This window comes from Corynebacterium capitovis DSM 44611, assembly GCF_030440535.1.
Lineage (GTDB): Bacteria > Actinomycetota > Actinomycetes > Mycobacteriales > Mycobacteriaceae > Corynebacterium > Corynebacterium capitovis.
The window spans coordinates 549,230-565,642 of sequence record NZ_CP047117.1 but is presented as its reverse complement, the minus strand read 5'-3'; the positions used below and the strand labels follow the sequence as shown (position 1 = coordinate 565,642).

Genomic DNA, 16,413 nt, shown 5'->3' with positions numbered 1-16,413 from the left:
TCCTAGCGCCGGGTCCCGAGCCTGCTCGCGCAGTACGCCACGCCTGCCCAGATCGCGATCATCCCGCCAGACGACAGTCCCCACAGCTGCGCACTAGCCAGGCCCACGCCGCCCAGTACGACCCCCACCACGGGCGAGGCCAGGAGCAGGAGCGCGGGCGAGCGGACCCAGGGCCGGACAATCGCCGGTGGGGCGGCGAGGAGGGAAATTGAGACGATGGTTCCCACGGCGGGGATCGCCACCACGATAGCCAGGGTGACGAGGAGCAGGACGGTGGCGTCGTAAAGCGAGGGCTTAGCGCCAGAGGCGCGGAAGAGGTCGCGGGAGAAGGCCAGCGAGGTCAATGCGGGCGCGGCCCACCAGCAGGCAGCGGCCGCGAGACAAAGGACGATCGCGGCGGCGGTGACGTCCGTCGAGTTGACGGTCAGCACGGAACCCGTCAGGAATGAGTCCACCCGCAGAGGGAGGGGTTGAAACCAGGTGGCCGCGAAGTATCCGAGACCGAAGCCCGATGACAGGACAATCCCGGCCGCGGCCTGGCTGGATACCCCCGGCAGGCGAGAGACCAGGCCCATCACCCAGGACAATCCGACGCAGCCCACGAGCGCACCGGCGAAGAGCATGAGCGTGAGGTAACCCGGGGCAAATGCGGCCCCCGCGACGACGCCTAGGACGGCTCCCGGGAAGGCGGCGTGAGACACGGCCTCGGCGAAGAAGATGCGGCGGTGCATAAGGGCCAGCGCCCCGATGAGACCCGCCCCCGCGCCGACGAGGACCACCTCAAGTACCGCGAGATGGTTTAGCAGCCACCACTCAGTGACGACGCGCACGGTTCACCAGCCCCTTTCCCGCCACGGTGAGCACAAGCGCGACCAGTAGTGCCACCACGACGCACGCCTGCGGGGACACTGGGCGCGACGGCGGTGCCGCAGCAACGGCCATTCCGGCGTAGCTACTCACGGCCGCCACGCCGGTCGCCCAGCACGCCATGGACCGCGGGGAGCGCGCCACCAACCGTGCGCTCGCGGCCGGAACCACCAAGAACCCAACCACCAGCAGAACCCCCACCGCGGATGCACCGGCCACGACCGTTGCCGCGACGGCCACGTTGAACACGGCGTCGTAGCGTTGCACCCGTATACCCGACGCGCGGGCAAGCACGCGGTCATAGGCCACCGCCAGCTGGGCCGGCCACGTTGCGCACAGGAGGGCCACCGCGCAGGCGCAGGCCAACAGCGCCTGGCCGAGGCGTTCCGGGGAGACCTCCAGCAACCGTCCGAACATGAGCGCCTCGAGCTGACCCGACTTATCGGAATGCGCGAGAGAGAGGACCAGGCCCACCGCATAGAAAGTGGACAGAACAATGGCGGTTCCGGCTTCGTCCGCGGCTGCCGCGCGCTGGGCGGCCAGGGTCAATACCGTCGCCGCGACGACACCGACGACGGCACCACCTGGCACGATTCCGTCCAGACCCGCCACGATGAACCCGGCCACGATGCCGGGGAATACGGAGTGGGACACCGCCTCTGCGGTGAACTCGGCGCGGCGCAGATTGACAAGCGTCCCCGCGATGCCCGCGCTGACGGCCAGTGCAAGGAGCATGACGAAGGGACGGAACAGATACGGCGCGGACGCGACCGTGGCCAAGCCCGGCACGTACTGGGCTCCCGCTCGCGTGGCTTCTAGTAGCTCGGCGAAGGTCATGGGCGCGTGGTCCCTGAGGTGACGGTGAGGGTGTGGTCGCAGGTGTCGTCGGCAAGCCGTGCGTCGTGCGTGGACAGCATGATGCCCATCCCCTCCTTCTTGAGGCCAAGCAGAGTGGAGACGAGTCGGTCGCGGCTGTCGGCGTCGAGGCCGTTGAAAGGTTCGTCGAGAATGAGCACGGTCGGGTTTGCGACGAGCGCCCGAGCCAACAGCACCCTTTGGCGCTGGCCGCCGCTCAGGTCGTGGAAGCGGACCTCCGCGCGATCGAGCATTCCGACTCCCGCGAGTGCTTCTCGGCAGCGCTGCTTCCCCGCACGGCCGATTCGCTGGAACGGCCGGAGTTGCGCGACGAGTCCGAGGCCGACCACGTCGACGGCGGTGATGGGGAACTCGGGTTCTGCCTCGACCTGCTGCGGCACGTACCCGACGCTTCCCGGCGCGCGACGGCTGGGGGCAGCGCCGCAGACGGTCACCTTCCCGCCGACCACCTCGCTCAACCCCACCACGGCTTTGAGGATGGTCGACTTCCCCGCCCCGTTGCTCCCCACCAGCGCGATCGCCTCGCTTGGTCCGAGGTCGAACGTGACGTCGCTTAACACGGGTTGGCGGCCGTAACCCAGTTCGGCGCTGTCGAAGGACACGAGGGGCATTAGATCGTGTCTTTCGGTGCGAACTCGGCCAACGCATCCGGCACAGGCGCGGGCGTCCCACCCCAGGCGCGTACGAGGTTGGTCACGTTGTGCAGAATCGAACCCGCATAGGTCTCCCCGTCCGTGCCGGCCGGGCCGAGCGAATCGCCGTAGAGGGCGTCGTCGCCCGTGATGACCCGCACCCCAGCTGCGCGCCCCACCGCTTCGATCGACTTCGCGCTGTTGGAGTTCTCGGCGAAGATGACCTGCGCGTTCGCGTCTCGCACCTGCTGTACCCCGGTCCGAATGTGGTCGGCTGTCGCGTCCTGCTGGGCGTTGAAGTCGGAGAGCGCTGAACCGAAGAAGTTCACGCCGTAGTCGCGCGCGAAGTACCCGAACGCGTCGTGGGAGGTAAAAAGCACACGTCGAGTCTCGGGGACGGTTTCCAGGCTCTCGCGCACCCACTCGTCGAGCTCCCCCAGCTGGGCGGCGTAGGCATCCGCCCGTCGCGTCCATTCGCCATCGCTTTTCGACGCCTCATCCAAACTCGCCCCGATATTGCGTACCTGAATCTGCGCCCCCCGCGGGCTGGTCCAGACGTGCGGGTCAAACTCGAACTCCGCTTCTTCACCCGGCTCGGGGTCAAATGGCCAGTGAGCGGCGGTGACCTTGTCGCGGCCTTGGTCCACACTGTAGGGCGTGTCGGAGGCGGCAGGTCCGGAGCCCACAATCCCGGACGTGACGGCCATCGATCCGTGGAAGCCCGACGACTCAATCGCCTGGTCGAGGAAATGTTCGAGGTCTAACCCGTTGACGAAGAGGATGTCTGCCTTGCCCAATGCGGACATTTGCTGCGCGGTCATTTCGTGGTCGTGTGCAGAGGCGTTCGGGGCAAGGAGACAGGTCAGGTTGAGCTCCGTCTCACCGGATCCTGTTGTGGTCGTCTGACCCTGCGAATCGGTTTTGCTGAAATTCGTGCCCTGCGCAACGTGGGTGAGGTAATCACATATTTGGGTGGTCGTAGCAACAACGTTGAGTCCCTCCGGCGCTTTCTCCGGCGGTGAAGCCGAACACCCGCCGAGCAAAGCGAGGACTGCGGAAGCTGCAAGGATGCGACGGCACACGGGGAATGGGCTCCTCTCTGGGTCGGGCGATAGTGGGCCACACCCTAACACGAACTGCATATAAGCGAATAATAAAGTTCAGTTTATTGAACTTCGCCGCGCAGACGGCCCCCGGGGCCCGGAAGCACTAATCGAGGTAAGGGTTACCCGCCACCCACTGATCCCAGGGGACGTTCCAGTACCCCAACCCGTCGGAACCGTCGAGGGTTCCGCCGGAAGTGTTCACCACTTCGACTGGGTCGCCACGCTTGGAGTAGTTCAGGAACCACGCCGCATCGTCCGGGCTCGCATTGATGCACCCGTGCGACTGGTTTACAGAACCCAGCGCCCACGTCGCCCAGGGCGCCGAGTGCACGTAGATCCCTGAATAAGACAGCTGCGTCGCGGACTTGACGCTGGTGACGTACCCGCCAGCGTCAAGGGCGAGACCGTAGGTTCGGGAGTCCATCACCAGGTCCTCGTAGCGGTCCCCTACGACGTACGTGCCGTTAGGCGTGGCGTAGGTCCCGTCGCGGCCCATCGAGACGGGAAAGGAGTTGACCACCTCGCCGTTGCGATACACCGTCAAGGTCTTGGTCGAGTCGTCCACGCGCGTGACCACCGCGTCGCCGATGGTGAAGCTGACTTCGGAATCCCCCTCGCCGTAGACCCCGTCACCCAACTCCTTGCCGTAGATAGCGGCTTTGACGGTGACCGTCGTCCCCGGCTCCCAGTACGTCTCCGGCCGCCACAGCAGGTACGAGGAGTCCACCCAGTAGAACGCGCCGGCGGTGTTGTTCGAGGTCGTCACCGAGATCGCCTTCTCCGCCGCGTCACGGTCAGTCGGCGGGTAGCTAAAGCGCACCGTCACCGCCTGCGCGACGCCCACGGTGGAACCATCCAGCGGGCCAAGGTAGGCGCTGGTCTGAGCGTCGGGGGTAAGCGTTGTGAAGCTGGCGTCGATCGAGTTGCCGTCCCGGTCAGCTCCCGCGAGGGTGTAAGTGCGCGAGTAGCCCAGCGGCTCCGTCGTCGCCCACGAATGGCCGTCCTCGCTGAGGGTGGCTTCGACCTCGGAGCCGTTCTCGTTTGTCATCGTCAACTCGCTGATGCCAGCATCCGACTCCACCGTCACGGGCTCGAGCGGGTTGACACCAGTCGCGCCGTCCTCAACGGAGACGACGGGTTTGGCGGCCACAGTTGTCGTTTCAGCAGCCGTGCCGGCGTCTCCCGCGCCGACCTCGCCGATCGTGCATGCGACGAGAGCAACACCCGTCGCTAGAAGCGTCGCCGCTGCAGCTAGCCGGCGTCGAATACTCATCCCCATAAAGTGCTCACCCACCTGTTTCCTAGTCCTTGCCGGCACCAGAAGCTGTGCCGATTCCGCTCGCGGACCAATTCCTGAAACTCTATCCCCTCACAACGCGTACCAGGTAGCCGGGGTGCGGCTGCGCTCAACCCCACGAAACACGGCGCTGAACAGGCGATTTATTGTTCTTCGGGGCGGGTGCTATATTTTTCCTCGTTGCCGCAACGGAGGCCGACAGGCCCACCGAGACGACATTGCAGACAACACGGCGCTACTAGCTCAAGTGGTAGAGCAACTGACTCTTAATCAGTGGGTTCGGGGTTCGAGTCCCTGGTGGCGCACACCATCACCCCCGTCGGGTTCACCGGCTGGGGTGTTCTGCTCGCCTGATTTATCATAGGCGAGTATGACAACCGCCCTGCTCATCGTTGACGTCCAGCGCGATTTCTGCCCCGGCGGCTCGCTCGCCACGGAACGCGGCGCCGCCGTCGCGGAAGAAATAACCAGGCTCGCATCGACCGGCACCTACCCCTTTGTTCTCGGCACCCAGGATTGGCACGTCGACCCCGGTGCCCACTTCTCCACCTCCCCCGATTTCGTCGACTCGTGGCCCGTCCACTGCGTCGCGAACTCCGCGGGGGCCGAGTATCAGCCACCGCTAACGGCATCGCTCATCGACGCCTCATTCCGCAAAGGTGAGTATTCCGCCGCTTACTCCGGTTTCGAGGGCGCCGCCGACGGAGTACCGCTCGCCCAGTGGCTGCGCACGAACGACATCGACTCCCTCGACGTGTGCGGCATCGCCACCGACCATTGCGTGCGCGCGACGGTTCTCGACGCGCTGGAGGAAGGCTTCACGGTCACAGTGCTAGCCGAGCTGTGTTCCCCCGTTTCGGAGGAACGAGGCGCAGCGGCGCTCGCCGACATGGCGGACGCTGGGGCGAAGATCGCATAAGCAAACGCCCGCCCTTGCCGGAGGCAGGAGCGGGCGCGAAGACGCAACACTAGCGGCTAGCGAGAAGCTTTTGCAGCTCCTTGAGCTCCTTCTTCCGCTTGCGCCCGTTGAAGAAACGGACGGCGACAAGGGTGGCGATGCCAACGCCGATGCCCGCGAGAACCTTCTGCACTGCTTCGTCCTTCAGCCACCCGGCTGCCTGATCCTTGGCGGTGTCCGCCAAGTTGGACGGGTTGGCGCGCTGAGCGATCTCATCCAGCGTGCTGGCGAGCTGGCCGCGGGTGCGCTCGATGTCGCGCTCGATGTCGTTGGTGTCTCGTGCCACGGTGATGAACTCCTATTTCGTCATCTGTATCTCAGAAGTGTCCGTACCTACAGTAGTGTAAAACGGGTTGGCATGACCGAGAATCTGCGCCTCAACGCCGGCGACCAAGCCCCCGCTTTCTCCCTGCCCAACGACCGTGGCGAGACTGTGTCCTTAAGCGACTACGCCGGACGCCGCGTCATCGTCTACTTCTACCCGCGCGCTAACACCCCGGGGTGCACGACGGAGGCCTGCGACTTCAGCGAAAAGCTCGAGGAGCTTAACGACGCCGCCGTGGACGTCATCGGTATCAGCCCCGACTCTCCGGCGGATCTGGCGACCTTCCGCGCCGACCATGATCTGCGTATCGAGCTCCTAAGCGACGAATCGACGGAAGTTCTCAAGTCTTACGGGGCTTTCGGCGAGAAGAAGAATTACGGACGCGTCGTCGAGGGCGTCATCCGTTCGACGTTTTTGATCGGCCCGGACGGAGCCATCGAGCAGGCACAGTACAACGTGCGTGCCGCGGGGCACGTCGGCCGGGTTCTCCGTGACTGGCTGAGCTAAGCCCCCCCCCTTTAGGGGTGGAGAGTGCGGGCGAGGGTGAGCAAGGCGGCGTCGGAAAGCGTGATGCCCCCGAGGTGGATTCCGACCGGCGGCCCTCCCGCCACCTGCCAAGGCAGGCTGAGAGCCGGCAAGCGCGCCACGTTGAACAGCGAGCACCACGGCGACCACCGCGTCTGCGCGTTGAAGTTGTCCGGGTGGCTGAGCTTGCGGAACGCGCCTCGCGGCGGCGGGTCGGTGGTGAGGACGGGGCTGAGCAGAGCGTCGACCTGCCACTGGTGGGCGAGCAGCTCAGGCAGCGCCGCAGCATGGGCACGAGCACGCCCCAGGTCGCCTGCCTTAACCGCCCGCCCTTGGCGACGGACCCATTCGGGGTAGCCGCTCGTGGGGGCGAGCTCCGCGAACCCCGAGGTGAAAAGTGTACGAAAGGCCGCGAACGTGTCGGCCGCGCCCGGGTAGGGGCTCAGCGCGACCGTCTCGAAGCCCGCGCCCTCCAGCACCCTCGCGGCGTCGAGTACCGCGCGTCGCATGACTGGGGCAATTGGGGCGTCCGCGAAAAGCGGATCCACCAACACCCCCACGCGGGCCGGCTCCGGCCGCTGCGGAAGCCCGTGGAGAAATGCAGCGTCCGACACGGTCCGCGTGATGAAGCCCTGCACGCCTAGGTCGGTACCCGCGGGTTTGAACCCCACCACGCCGCAGGCCGCAGCGGGGACGCGGATGGACCCTCCCCCATCCGATGCGTGGGCGGCCCGCACCAGCCCCCGCGCGACCTGCACCGCCGCTCCTCCCGACGAACCGCCTGGGGTCGCGCCGGGATGGATGGGGTTGACGGGGTGAGGCAGGCCGACCGGCTCGGTGTCAACGGTTAGCCCGAGCTCCGGCGTCGCGGACTTGCCGACGATCAGCGCGCCCTCCCGCTCTAGCGAGGCGAGGAACGGGTCCGTCGTCGTCGCGGTGTATACCCGCTGGACGGAGCCGAGCGTGGTGGGCATACCCGTGACGTCGTGAAGATCTTTTGCCGAGATGACCCACCCGGTCAAGCGACCCGACGACGTCGGCCGGCGGGAAAGGTCGAGGTGGGTAAACGCGTGCTCCTCCGGGCCAAGCCCCTCCAGAGCGACCCGCAGCTCGTCTACCTCGTCCATGACTGTGCGCCCGGTGAGACTTGAACTCACACGCCCTAAGGCACTGGAACCTAAATCCAGCGCGTCTGCCAATTCCGCCACGGGCGCCTAACACTCGCAACTCAGCTGCGAAGCACCCAATACTCTACATGGGGCGCGCGAAGCCATGAAAACGGCGCCTCGTTGCTTCAGCACTGCCTCAGCGCAATCGCGGTTATCCACCTTTTGGAGGAGTTGGTAGAATTGGCCGACGTGAGCGAAGCCGTAGAATACGCGCGGGAACCCGGCGACGCGCCCAAACGAAACCGGATCCGGGTCCGGGCCTGGCACGTCGCTCTCCTTTTCCTCGCCGTCTGCACGTGTTTGCTCCTCGCCTGGTGGCAATGGACGCGTTTTAAGTCAGGCACCGGGACGTTCCAGAACCTCGGGTACGCGCTGCAATGGCCGTTCTTCGCGGGTTTCTTCGTCTACGCCTACCGCACCGGGATCAAAATGGAAAACGCGAAGATCGACGCCGTAAATCAGGGCGAGGCCTTGGACGATCTCTACGAAGCCGACGTAGCGCGCTTTGGAGCCGCCGGCGGAGCAACCGACGCCCAGCAGCCCACCTCCATCGACCCGGACTTCCTCCCCGAGCGCCCCCAGCTCGACGTCGAGGAGTACAACGAACTTCTCGCCCCGCGCCGCCAGCGCCGCATGGACACCAACCAGTAAGGAAACCTATGACTGATCAATCAGCTCACGCGCAGTCGACTGCTCCCCGGGCGCCAAAAGTTCACCCCGAGCGCCAGCGTCGTGTGACTCAGGCGCTGTCTTTCTTCTCTATCGCAGCGTGGACGACGGGTGCTCTCCTTCTCCTCCTCTGCGTGAGGATGGTGATGCAGTACGTCTTCCACATGGACGTGAGTTCGCTGGCGTGGGTGGCCCGCGTCCACGGGCTCGCCTTTATCGTGTTCCTCATGGCCTCGCTCAACTTGAGCACAAAGGCGCGGTGGTCCGCCGGCGAGTGGGTCGCCACCGCCATCTCCGGCGTGGTGCCGTTTATGTCGTTTGTGGTGGAGGCCCGCCGCCGCCGCCAGGTGCAGGACCTTTTCCAGCTCCGCTAGCTCAGACTACCGGCTACTTGCCCGACTTCGTCAACACCATCACGCCGACCTCTTCGGCGCGGTCGTTGTCCGGGGTGAGGGTAAGTGTCTCCTTGGTGACCTTGCCCGTGTATTCCAAGTCCCGGCCCGTCAGCGGGTCCGCGAGCTTAAACTTCTCGTCATCGCGCTCGCACCGGGCGTCGTTGGTCTTGCCATCGGGCTCGGTGAGCTGCCAGGAGCAATCCCCTCCGTCGATAGTGACGGAGGCGGCGGTGGCCCCCACCCCGCCCGCAGTCGGCGTGACGGAGCCGTCCCAGGTGCCGTTGAAGCCGTCGGATGAACCGCACGCGGCGAGCAGAGAGCCGGCGAGGAGAACGGTTCCAGTTGCAGCAGAAATGCGTGAGAGAGTCATGCGCCCCATCTTAACGGAGGGTGGCAATGTGCGGGGCGAGCTCGCGAAGCGCAGCGCCCCGGTGAGAGCGGGCGTTTTTCTCCTCCGAGCTTAACTCAGCCGCGGAACGTCCCGGCGTATCGGCGGGCTGGAACACCGGGTCGTAGCCGAACCCGCCCTCGCCCCGGGGTGCGGGCAGCAGTGTGCCTTCCCACCGCCCCGTCGCGGTGAACTCCTCCCCCTCCGGCGTGACCAGGGCGCAACAGGACACGAAGGCGGCGTCGCGCAGCGCGATATCCTTCATTTGAGCGAGGAGGATCTGGTAGTTCGCCCGGTCGTCGCCGTGTTTGCCCGACCACCGAGCAGAGAGGATCCCCGGCATCCCGTTTAGCGCTGTAACCGCCAGACCCGAGTCGTCCGCGACGCACGGCAAGCCCGTGTGTGCCACACCAGCGCGAGCTTTGATCAGGGCGTTGTCTTCAAAGGTCAACCCGTCTTCTACGGGTTCGGGATAGGCCTCCACCTCGCGCGAGCTAACCAGCTCTACCCCATTGATCCCCAGCTCACCCAGGATTACGTCCAGTTCGTGAAGCTTCTTGGCGTTATTCGACGCCACCAGGACGCACAGGTCGGCTCCCCGGTGCGTTAGCTCCACCCCAGCGCCTCCTTCTGCGCAGCGATGAGTTCCCGGCAGCCTTTCTCGGCGACGTCGAGCATGTCTCCCAGCTGGGCGCGCCCGAACAAACCGTGCTCTCCCGTGCCCTGAATTTCCACAAAGTTTCCGGTGTCGTTCATCACCACATTGAGGTCAACCTCGGCGCGAGAGTCCTCTTCGTAGGGAAGGTCGAGGACCACGTGGCCGTCGAGAAGACCCGCCGAGACGGCCGCGACCGGCGGCAGGAGAGGCTCACCCGGCACGACTCCGCGCTGCTTGAGCACGGTGACCGCATCGGCAAGAGCGACGTAGGCCCCAGTGATGGACGCGGTGCGCGTTCCACCGTCGGCCTGGAGCACATCACAGTCGAGCTGGATCGTGTTTTCGCCCAGCTGGCTCAGGTCCACCGCCGCGCGCAGTGAGCGGCCGACGAGGCGGGAGATCTCGTGCGTGCGGCCCTTGACCTTCCCGCGCATCGACTCGCGAGGCATGCGCTCGTGGGTGGCGCTCGGCAGCATGGAGTACTCGGCGGTCAGCCACCCCTCGCCGGAGTCTCTCTTGAACCTGGGCACACCGACCTCGACGGAAGCGGTACACATCACGCGGGTGTTTCCGAACTCCACGAGCACGCTGCCGGCGGGGTTCGAGGTAAAACCGCGGGTGATGCGCACTGGGCGCAACTCATCGAAACTGCGGCCATCGGCACGCGTGAACTGGCTGGTGGAAGAAGTCATGGGGCCAAGCCTAACCAGGCCTCACCTAGAGGTCGAACGTGTCCCCCGCCTGGCCTATGACGATGTCACCGGAAAACTCCTCGCGGGCGGCCTCGCGCGTCGCCTCCTTGTCGCACCAGGGCTGGATGTGCACGAGCACGAGCTTCTTCACACCCGCCTCCCGCGCGATGCGCCCTGCCTCGACACCCGAAAGGTGCATGCCCGGCGCGGGGTTCTCAGCCGCCGGGCCCCACGCCGCCTCACACAGGAAGATATCGGCGTCGCGGGCGGCGTCGACAAGCGTGGGCGTCATTCCGGAATCCCCCGAGAACGCGACCACCGCGCCGTTTGTCTGGGACGTCACGCGCAGGGCATGGGACTCTACCGCGGGGTGTTCGACGGGCACCGGTACGACAGTGACATCGTCGATGTCGACCGGCTCACCCGACACCCATGGCCGGAAGTCGAACGTGTCCGAGATGTCGTCAATCTCGCTCGGCCCGTCCGACGCCATCCGCCCGAAATGCTCCGGCGCGTAGCCGGGGCCGTACATAAGATGGCGTCGAGACGCGGGCGCCGTCGGGTGGAACCTGCGCCACACCAGCAGCGAGGGGACATCGGAGCAGTGGTCCGCGTGGAGGTGGCTGAAGATGACGTGGGCATCAGCCGGGTCGTGGACCCTTTGCATCGCGGCGAGGGCACCGGGCCCGAAATCCATCAGCAGCCCCGGGTTGCCGGGAGTTGTAATCAGGTACGACGATCCGGGGTTCCCTGGCGCGCCCAGGCTCCCGGAACACCCGAGGATGGTCAACCGCATGGGGTCACTCTGCCACGGATTGGCAGCAAAATCGAACCGAACCCGGCGGTCGTGACCCAGCTTTTTCACACGACGCCCGACGCGGGAGCACTCAGGGGTGGCTCGTAGCAGTCACGTGCGGGCCGAGGAAACGACCCGCTAGACGGTTGAACACCTCTGGGTCACCCGTCGACTCGAAAGAACGTACTGGCTGGTGGCCCTCCGGCGCCAGCATGTCTCGCTCCGTGAGCACGCGGAGCACGTCCTTCGCCGTCTCCTCCGCCGAGGAAACCAGCGTCACGCCGTCGCCAATTGCCAGCTGGATGACGCCACTGAGCAGCGGGTAATGCGTACAGCCAAGCACGAGCGTATCGACGCCCGCCGCCTGCAACGGGGCAAGATAGCCCTGCGCCACCCCGAGGATCTGCCGGCCCGCCGTGATGCCGCGCTCCACAAACTCGACGAAGGCCGGGCACGCCGCCGCGTGCACCTCCAGATCGGGACTCAGAGAAAATAGGTCCTGGTAGACACCGGATTTGATCGTGCCCCGCGTGCCGATGACACCAACTCGTCCGTTGCGGGTCGTCGCGATGGCCCGGCGCACCGCGGGCTGAATGACCTCGACAACGGGGACGGAGTAGCGCTCCCTGGCGTCGTGCAAGAACGCGGCGGACGCGGTGTTGCACGCGATGACGAGCATTTTGCACCCGCGCTCGACGAGCTCGTCGGCAATCCGCGTGGCGTGGGAGCGGACGTCGGCGATGGGCTGCGGCCCGTATGGCCCGTTGGCGGTGTCCCCGATGTAGATGATGGACTCGCCACCCAGCTGGTCTATCACAGCCCGCGCGACGGTGAGTCCCCCCACCCCTGAGTCAAAAAGCCCGATCGGCGCCGAATTACAGGGAGTTTCTTGCACGCTGCCGATGCTACCCCGCCCCCGCGGGCGCGCTACCCCCCGAGTGAGGCCCGTCGATACGCGTCGCGCCGCACCCGGCGGGCCGCCAGCTTCGGCGGGTCATCGGACGTGATCAGCATGCCCGCGAGGATGCCCCCAATTGCGCCGAACAGGTGCGCCTGCCAGCTCACGCCGGGCGTGCCCGGCAACACGCCCCAGATCAGGCCCGAGTAGAAGAAACCGAGAACGATGCCCAGCAGGATCTGACGCCCCGACCGGTTGAACACTCCCCGCACAACCAGGTACGCCAGCCACCCGTAAATCAGCCCCGACGCGCCGATGTGGTTTGTGCCAACTCCGCCGAAGAGCCACACCCCCAGCCCACCGATGAGGAGGGCGATGACCGTGACCTCCCAAAACACCCGACGTCCGGAGTAGCCGATGAGGAAACAGAAGATTGCGCCGGGCACGCTGTTCGAGGAGATGTGGTCGATGTTGGCGTGAAGGAGTGGCGACGTGAGAATGTGCCAGCCCGAGGTCACGTCGAGCGGGTGAATGCCGAGGTAGTTCAAGGTTCCACCAAAGAACACGGCGTTGACGATGAAGACGATCCAGATCACCGCCAGGAATCCGAACGCTGCGCGGAACCCCGAAGCGCGTTTCTGGCGCGCGGTTCTCCCCACCTGGCGCGGGCTCACCGGCCGCAGGCCCCCGTACCCGCTGGGGGTCGCACGGGGCTGGCCGGTAAACGCAGAGGGGTCACCAGCGGGGTTGCGAGGGGGATATGGGTAGTGGGACACCTTTCCGGAGTCTAATACGCAATCTCGGTCCAAGCCGTGATACCGAATCCGGGTTCTGCGGCAGCGACGGCGTCCACGATGGCCGAGGCGACGACCTCCGCCGCGGCCTCACAGAGGGCAGCATGCTTCTCGACGTCCCCCGCGCCCCACATCTCCACCCCGTCGGGTGCGGTGGACACGGCGAACAGGGTGTCACCGTCTAAGGGGGAATGCGCGGGGCGTACGGCGCGCCCGATGCCGTCGTGGCCCGCGATGGCGATGCGCTGCAGGTGCGCCACGCTCAGCGGCGCGTCTGTCGCAATCACACCGATCGTGGTGTTTAGAGCCGGCGTCGGCCGCTCGAGAGAGGAAAACGCGGCGGTATCCACCGCCGGACGGGACGGGTCCCCGTAGAAGCGGCCGGATGCTGGGTCAATCACGCTGCCCACGGGGTTAGCAACCACCCCGGCGGCGACGACGTGGTCTCCTACCCGGCACGACGCGGAACCGAACCCGCCTCGTAGAACCCCGGCGGTCGCACCACACCCGGCCCCGACGCTTCCGGAACCGGCCCCTAAGGGCCCGTCTAATGCCGCGCCGACAGCCGCGGCCCCGTCCGTGGGGTCGGGCCGGTGGTCGGGCGAGCCGACCACGAGATCGAAGATCACCGCCGCCGGAACGATGGGAACGCGCGGCCCCGGGCGGCCTTCCCCGAAAACGGGAAAGCCCAACCCGCGCGATTCCAACTCGCGCATCGCTCCGTCGGCGGCAGCCAGCCCGAAGGCGGAGCCACCCGTAAGCAGGATCGCGTGGACCCGCTCGACGGTGTTGTGGGGCGCAAGCAGGTCGGTTTCCCGGGTGCCCGGCCCGCCACCGCGGACGTCGACCGCGGCGCGCATGCCGGCGGGGTCCGCGGAGACGATGGCCGTAACACCCGTATCCCCGAGCGAGCGGTGTCCGAGGCGGATCCCGGGGACGTCGAGAAGCATGCTCTAGCTCACCAACGCCTCGAGCAGGGAATCCTGGCAGTAAGCCAACCACTCCATGAGGCGATCGCGGTCCTGCTGCTCCACCTCGCCGCCGCGAGTGTCTTCCGAAACGTACAGGCGCATGTCGTTGAGGGCCGCGACGAAGCGGTGCGCCTCGGGCTCCTCGATGGTCACCTCAACCCCTCCTGTGGGGCCGAGTGCCTCGTTGACAATCTGCAAGTTCTGCAGCTTTACCTTGATGATGTCGTTTTCGTGCAGGCTACGCAGCAACCCGTTGTCGCCGTCGAACTCCTCATCGCCGTCACGTTCGAAGTTGGGCAACAGACGCGCCAACCGCGGGTCCTCCGGCGCCTCAGTATGCCCCGTGGCGACACCCAGCATCTGGGCGAGGTCGTCTTTCGGCGCCGACTGCGCCCGCTGGATGAGCGCCTCGGACACCGTCGCCGTGAGGTCCCCAATCACCTCGCGTTCGAGCGGGTCAAAGCGCGTGCTGAACTTCACTGTGGAGCGCATCAGCCCCTTCTTGCGCTGCCAAGGTTGCATGGACAGTTACCCCGCCTGCTGCATTGTCGCCCAGAGGCCGGCGGTGTGCAGCTTCTTCACGTCGCCCTCAACTTTGTCCTTTTCTCCCGAGGACACCACGGCCTTGCCCTCAGTGTGCACCTGCATCATGAGCTCGTTGGCCCGCTTTCGGTCGTAGCCCAGCACGGTTTGGAACACGTAGCTGACGTAGCTCATGAGGTTGACGGGGTCATCCCACACAATGCACATCCACGGCAGGTTCTCGCTGACCGCCACGTCGACGTCGATCTGCTCATCCAGCTCTGGCGTAGCCATGGGCGATCCCAACCGCGGCGGCTGCACCGAAGCGACAGTTATGGACCGGTTCATGGCAACGACCTTACACAGGGTTTTCACCACCCTGCCCGACCCAGGCCCGACCCAGGCCCGACCCAGGCCCGCCACGGGCCTGCCACAGGCCCGCGCAGTGCACACCAAAGGCCCGCCAAAGGCCCACCGAAGGCGCGCCACACACCGACCCCGCGTGACGCCCACCCCGGGTAATCTTGTCCTCCATGACCGAACACGAGGCCCACCCGAACCACTCCACGGCCTTTCTCACCGACATGTACGAGCTGACCATGCTCGACGCGGCCATCAAAAGCGGCACGGCGGATCGGCAGTGCACTTTCGAGGTGTTTTCGCGCAAGCTCAGCAACGAGCGCCGCTATGGTGTGGTCGCAGGAACGGCTCGCGTTCTCGATGCTGTTTCGCGCTTCCGCTTCACGCAGCAGCAGCTGGAATCCGCGGGCTTTCTGTCTGACGCCGCCAAGGCCTACCTGTGCGATTACTCTTTCACCGGGCAGATCGACGGCTATCGCGAAGGCGAGCTCTACTTCCCCCACTCCCCCATCATGACGGTTCGCGGCACCTTCGCCGAGTGCGTCATCTTAGAAACAGTCATCCTGTCCATCCTGAACGCCGACTCCGCGATAGCGTCGGCGGCCTCTCGCATGGTCACCGCCGCTGGGGGCCGCACCTTGATGGAGATGGGGTCGCGTCGGACGCACGAGCGGGCGGCGGTCACCGCGGCGCGCGCCGCCTACCTCGCCGGCTTCGACACCACCTCCAACCTGGAGGCCGCCAAGGAGTACGGCATCCCCGCCACGGGCACTTCCGCCCATGCCTGGACCCTTTTGTACGTCGATGACAACGGGGAGCCCGACGAGGCCGCGGCGTTCCGCGCTCAGGTCGACTCCCTCGGCCCCGGCACGACCCTGCTGGTCGACACCTTCGACATCACCCGGGGCGTGGAAAACGCTCTCGCTGTCGCCGGCACCGAGCTCGGCGCAGTGCGTATCGACTCGGGTGACCTGGGGATCGTGTCGCACAGCGTGCGCGAGCAGCTGGATCGCGCCGGGGCCTTCAACACCCGCATCATCGTCTCCTCCGACCTCGACGAGTTTGTCATCGCCGGGTTGCGCGGCGATCCCATTGACGGGTTCGGCGTCGGCACGTCCCTCGTCACCGGCTCTGGCGTCCCCACGGCGGGAATGGTGTACAAGCTCGTTGAGGTGGAGGGGCACCCCGTCGCCAAGCGGTCAAGCGGCAAAACAACCTACGGGGGCTCGAAGAGCGCCATGCGCAGCTACCGCTCGTCCGGAGTGGCCGTCAGCGAGCTGGTCTACCCCTTCGAGCAAGAGATCAAGCTCAAGCCACGCCTCGACTATCGACGCATGGACGTCCCCCTCATGCGCGACGGCGCGATCGTCGACGACCTGGCCACACTTGAGGAAAGCCGCGCCCACCTCGCCGCGGCCCGCACCACCCTTCCCTGGGAGGGCCTCGCGCTGTCGCGCAACGAGCCCGCTATCCCCACCCACTTCATCGGCTTCCCCGAGCCTGCGGAGTAGCACC

Annotated in this window: 21 protein-coding genes and 2 tRNA genes; 6 read left to right on the top strand and 17 right to left on the bottom strand. The window is 66.2% G+C overall.

Annotation, left to right across the window (positions count from 1 at the left end; translation table 11 throughout):
• Positions 1–2 precede the first annotated feature (2 nt).
• The 5 genes from CAPI_RS02815 to CAPI_RS02795 all read right to left on the bottom strand — a co-directional run bounded on the left by CAPI_RS02815 (position 3) and on the right by CAPI_RS02795 (position 4,760).
• The gene (locus CAPI_RS02815) at positions 3–830 is read right to left on the bottom strand and encodes a metal ABC transporter permease (protein WP_018016525.1); all 828 of its coding nucleotides are present in this window, start codon (positions 828–830) and stop codon (positions 3–5) included.
• Positions 814–1,704, bottom strand: a complete 891-nt coding sequence (locus tag CAPI_RS02810) for a metal ABC transporter permease (RefSeq protein WP_018016524.1) — start codon at positions 1,702–1,704, stop codon at positions 814–816. The genes CAPI_RS02815 and CAPI_RS02810 overlap by 17 nt, the downstream gene beginning before the upstream one ends.
• Positions 1,701–2,345, bottom strand: a complete 645-nt coding sequence (locus tag CAPI_RS02805; protein WP_301398864.1) for a metal ABC transporter ATP-binding protein — start codon at positions 2,343–2,345, stop codon at positions 1,701–1,703. Before CAPI_RS02805 ends, CAPI_RS02810 begins: the two co-directional genes overlap by 4 nt.
• A gap of 8 nt (positions 2,346–2,353) precedes the next feature.
• On the bottom strand, positions 2,354–3,457 hold the full coding sequence (locus CAPI_RS02800; protein WP_018016522.1) for a metal ABC transporter substrate-binding protein: 1,104 nt from the start codon (positions 3,455–3,457) through the stop codon (positions 2,354–2,356).
• A 127-nt stretch (positions 3,458–3,584) separates the two neighbouring features.
• A complete protein-coding gene (locus CAPI_RS02795) occupies positions 3,585–4,760 on the bottom strand; it encodes a L,D-transpeptidase (protein WP_040356569.1) in 1,176 nt (391 codons plus the stop codon).
• A gap of 250 nt (positions 4,761–5,010) precedes the next feature.
• On the opposite strand from CAPI_RS02795, the gene CAPI_RS02790 reads away from it, so the two are divergent.
• Together CAPI_RS02790 and CAPI_RS02785 are read left to right on the top strand one after the other, a co-directional pair.
• Positions 5,011–5,083 (top strand) — tRNA-Lys (locus CAPI_RS02790).
• A gap of 65 nt (positions 5,084–5,148) precedes the next feature.
• A complete protein-coding gene (locus tag CAPI_RS02785; RefSeq protein ID WP_018016520.1) occupies positions 5,149–5,697 on the top strand; it encodes an isochorismatase family protein in 549 nt (182 codons plus the stop codon).
• 49 nt (positions 5,698–5,746) lie between these two features.
• Here the strand turns inward: CAPI_RS02785 and CAPI_RS02780 are convergent, their stop codons facing one another.
• Positions 5,747–6,022, bottom strand: coding sequence for a DUF3618 domain-containing protein (locus tag CAPI_RS02780; RefSeq protein ID WP_018016519.1), 276 nt, complete (start codon positions 6,020–6,022; stop codon positions 5,747–5,749).
• A gap of 72 nt (positions 6,023–6,094) precedes the next feature.
• Between CAPI_RS02780 and bcp the strand changes: the two genes are divergently transcribed.
• A complete protein-coding gene (gene bcp, locus CAPI_RS02775; protein WP_018016518.1) occupies positions 6,095–6,568 on the top strand; it encodes a thioredoxin-dependent thiol peroxidase in 474 nt (157 codons plus the stop codon).
• Between the two features lie 11 nt (positions 6,569–6,579).
• Here bcp and CAPI_RS02770 read toward each other — a convergent pair whose 3' ends face one another.
• Together CAPI_RS02770 and CAPI_RS02765 are read right to left on the bottom strand one after the other, a co-directional pair.
• Complete coding sequence (locus tag CAPI_RS02770; RefSeq protein WP_018016517.1) at positions 6,580–7,713, bottom strand: amidase; 1,134 nt, start codon at positions 7,711–7,713, stop codon at positions 6,580–6,582.
• 5 nt (positions 7,714–7,718) lie between these two features.
• Positions 7,719–7,800 (bottom strand) — tRNA-Leu (locus tag CAPI_RS02765).
• A gap of 135 nt (positions 7,801–7,935) precedes the next feature.
• On the opposite strand from CAPI_RS02765, the gene CAPI_RS02760 reads away from it, so the two are divergent.
• Both CAPI_RS02760 and CAPI_RS02755 read left to right on the top strand, forming a co-directional pair.
• Positions 7,936–8,406 carry a hypothetical protein gene (locus CAPI_RS02760; RefSeq protein ID WP_425393246.1) on the top strand — a complete coding sequence of 157 codons (471 nt, stop codon included), beginning with the start codon at positions 7,936–7,938 and terminating at the stop codon, positions 8,404–8,406.
• 8 nt (positions 8,407–8,414) lie between these two features.
• Positions 8,415–8,798, top strand: coding sequence for a DUF3817 domain-containing protein (locus tag CAPI_RS02755; RefSeq protein WP_018016515.1), 384 nt, complete (start codon positions 8,415–8,417; stop codon positions 8,796–8,798).
• A gap of 13 nt (positions 8,799–8,811) precedes the next feature.
• On the opposite strand, the gene CAPI_RS02750 is transcribed toward CAPI_RS02755, so the two are convergent.
• The 9 genes from CAPI_RS02750 to clpS form a co-directional block, all read right to left on the bottom strand.
• Complete coding sequence (locus CAPI_RS02750) at positions 8,812–9,189, bottom strand: hypothetical protein (RefSeq protein WP_018016514.1); 378 nt, start codon at positions 9,187–9,189, stop codon at positions 8,812–8,814.
• Positions 9,190–9,199: 10 nt separating this feature from the next.
• Positions 9,200–9,823: an RdgB/HAM1 family non-canonical purine NTP pyrophosphatase gene (gene rdgB, locus CAPI_RS02745; RefSeq protein ID WP_018016513.1), complete on the bottom strand. Its 624-nt coding sequence runs from the start codon at positions 9,821–9,823 to the stop codon at positions 9,200–9,202.
• Positions 9,814–10,557: a ribonuclease PH gene (gene rph, locus CAPI_RS02740; protein ID WP_018016512.1), complete on the bottom strand. Its 744-nt coding sequence runs from the start codon at positions 10,555–10,557 to the stop codon at positions 9,814–9,816. The genes rdgB and rph overlap by 10 nt, the downstream gene beginning before the upstream one ends.
• Positions 10,558–10,582: 25 nt before the next feature.
• On the bottom strand, positions 10,583–11,353 hold the full coding sequence (locus tag CAPI_RS02735) for an MBL fold metallo-hydrolase (protein WP_018016511.1): 771 nt from the start codon (positions 11,351–11,353) through the stop codon (positions 10,583–10,585).
• A 91-nt stretch (positions 11,354–11,444) separates the two neighbouring features.
• A complete protein-coding gene (murI, locus tag CAPI_RS02730) occupies positions 11,445–12,248 on the bottom strand; it encodes a glutamate racemase (protein WP_051059682.1) in 804 nt (267 codons plus the stop codon).
• 32 nt (positions 12,249–12,280) lie between these two features.
• Positions 12,281–12,910, bottom strand: a complete 630-nt coding sequence (locus tag CAPI_RS02725; RefSeq protein ID WP_018016509.1) for a rhomboid family intramembrane serine protease — start codon at positions 12,908–12,910, stop codon at positions 12,281–12,283.
• A 128-nt stretch (positions 12,911–13,038) separates the two neighbouring features.
• Positions 13,039–13,995, bottom strand: a complete 957-nt coding sequence (locus CAPI_RS02720; RefSeq protein WP_018016508.1) for a P1 family peptidase — start codon at positions 13,993–13,995, stop codon at positions 13,039–13,041.
• Between the two features lie 3 nt (positions 13,996–13,998).
• Entirely contained in the window at positions 13,999–14,538 is a 540-nt protein-coding gene (locus CAPI_RS02715; RefSeq protein ID WP_026156981.1) for a DUF2017 domain-containing protein, read from the bottom strand.
• Between the two features lie 6 nt (positions 14,539–14,544).
• Complete coding sequence (gene clpS, locus CAPI_RS02710; RefSeq protein WP_040356567.1) at positions 14,545–14,832, bottom strand: ATP-dependent Clp protease adapter ClpS; 288 nt, start codon at positions 14,830–14,832, stop codon at positions 14,545–14,547.
• A 239-nt stretch (positions 14,833–15,071) separates the two neighbouring features.
• Here clpS and CAPI_RS02705 point away from each other — a divergent pair, with 239 nt between their 5' ends.
• Positions 15,072–16,409, top strand: coding sequence for a nicotinate phosphoribosyltransferase (locus tag CAPI_RS02705; RefSeq protein ID WP_018016505.1), 1,338 nt, complete (start codon positions 15,072–15,074; stop codon positions 16,407–16,409).
• Positions 16,410–16,413: the final 4 nt, after the last annotated feature.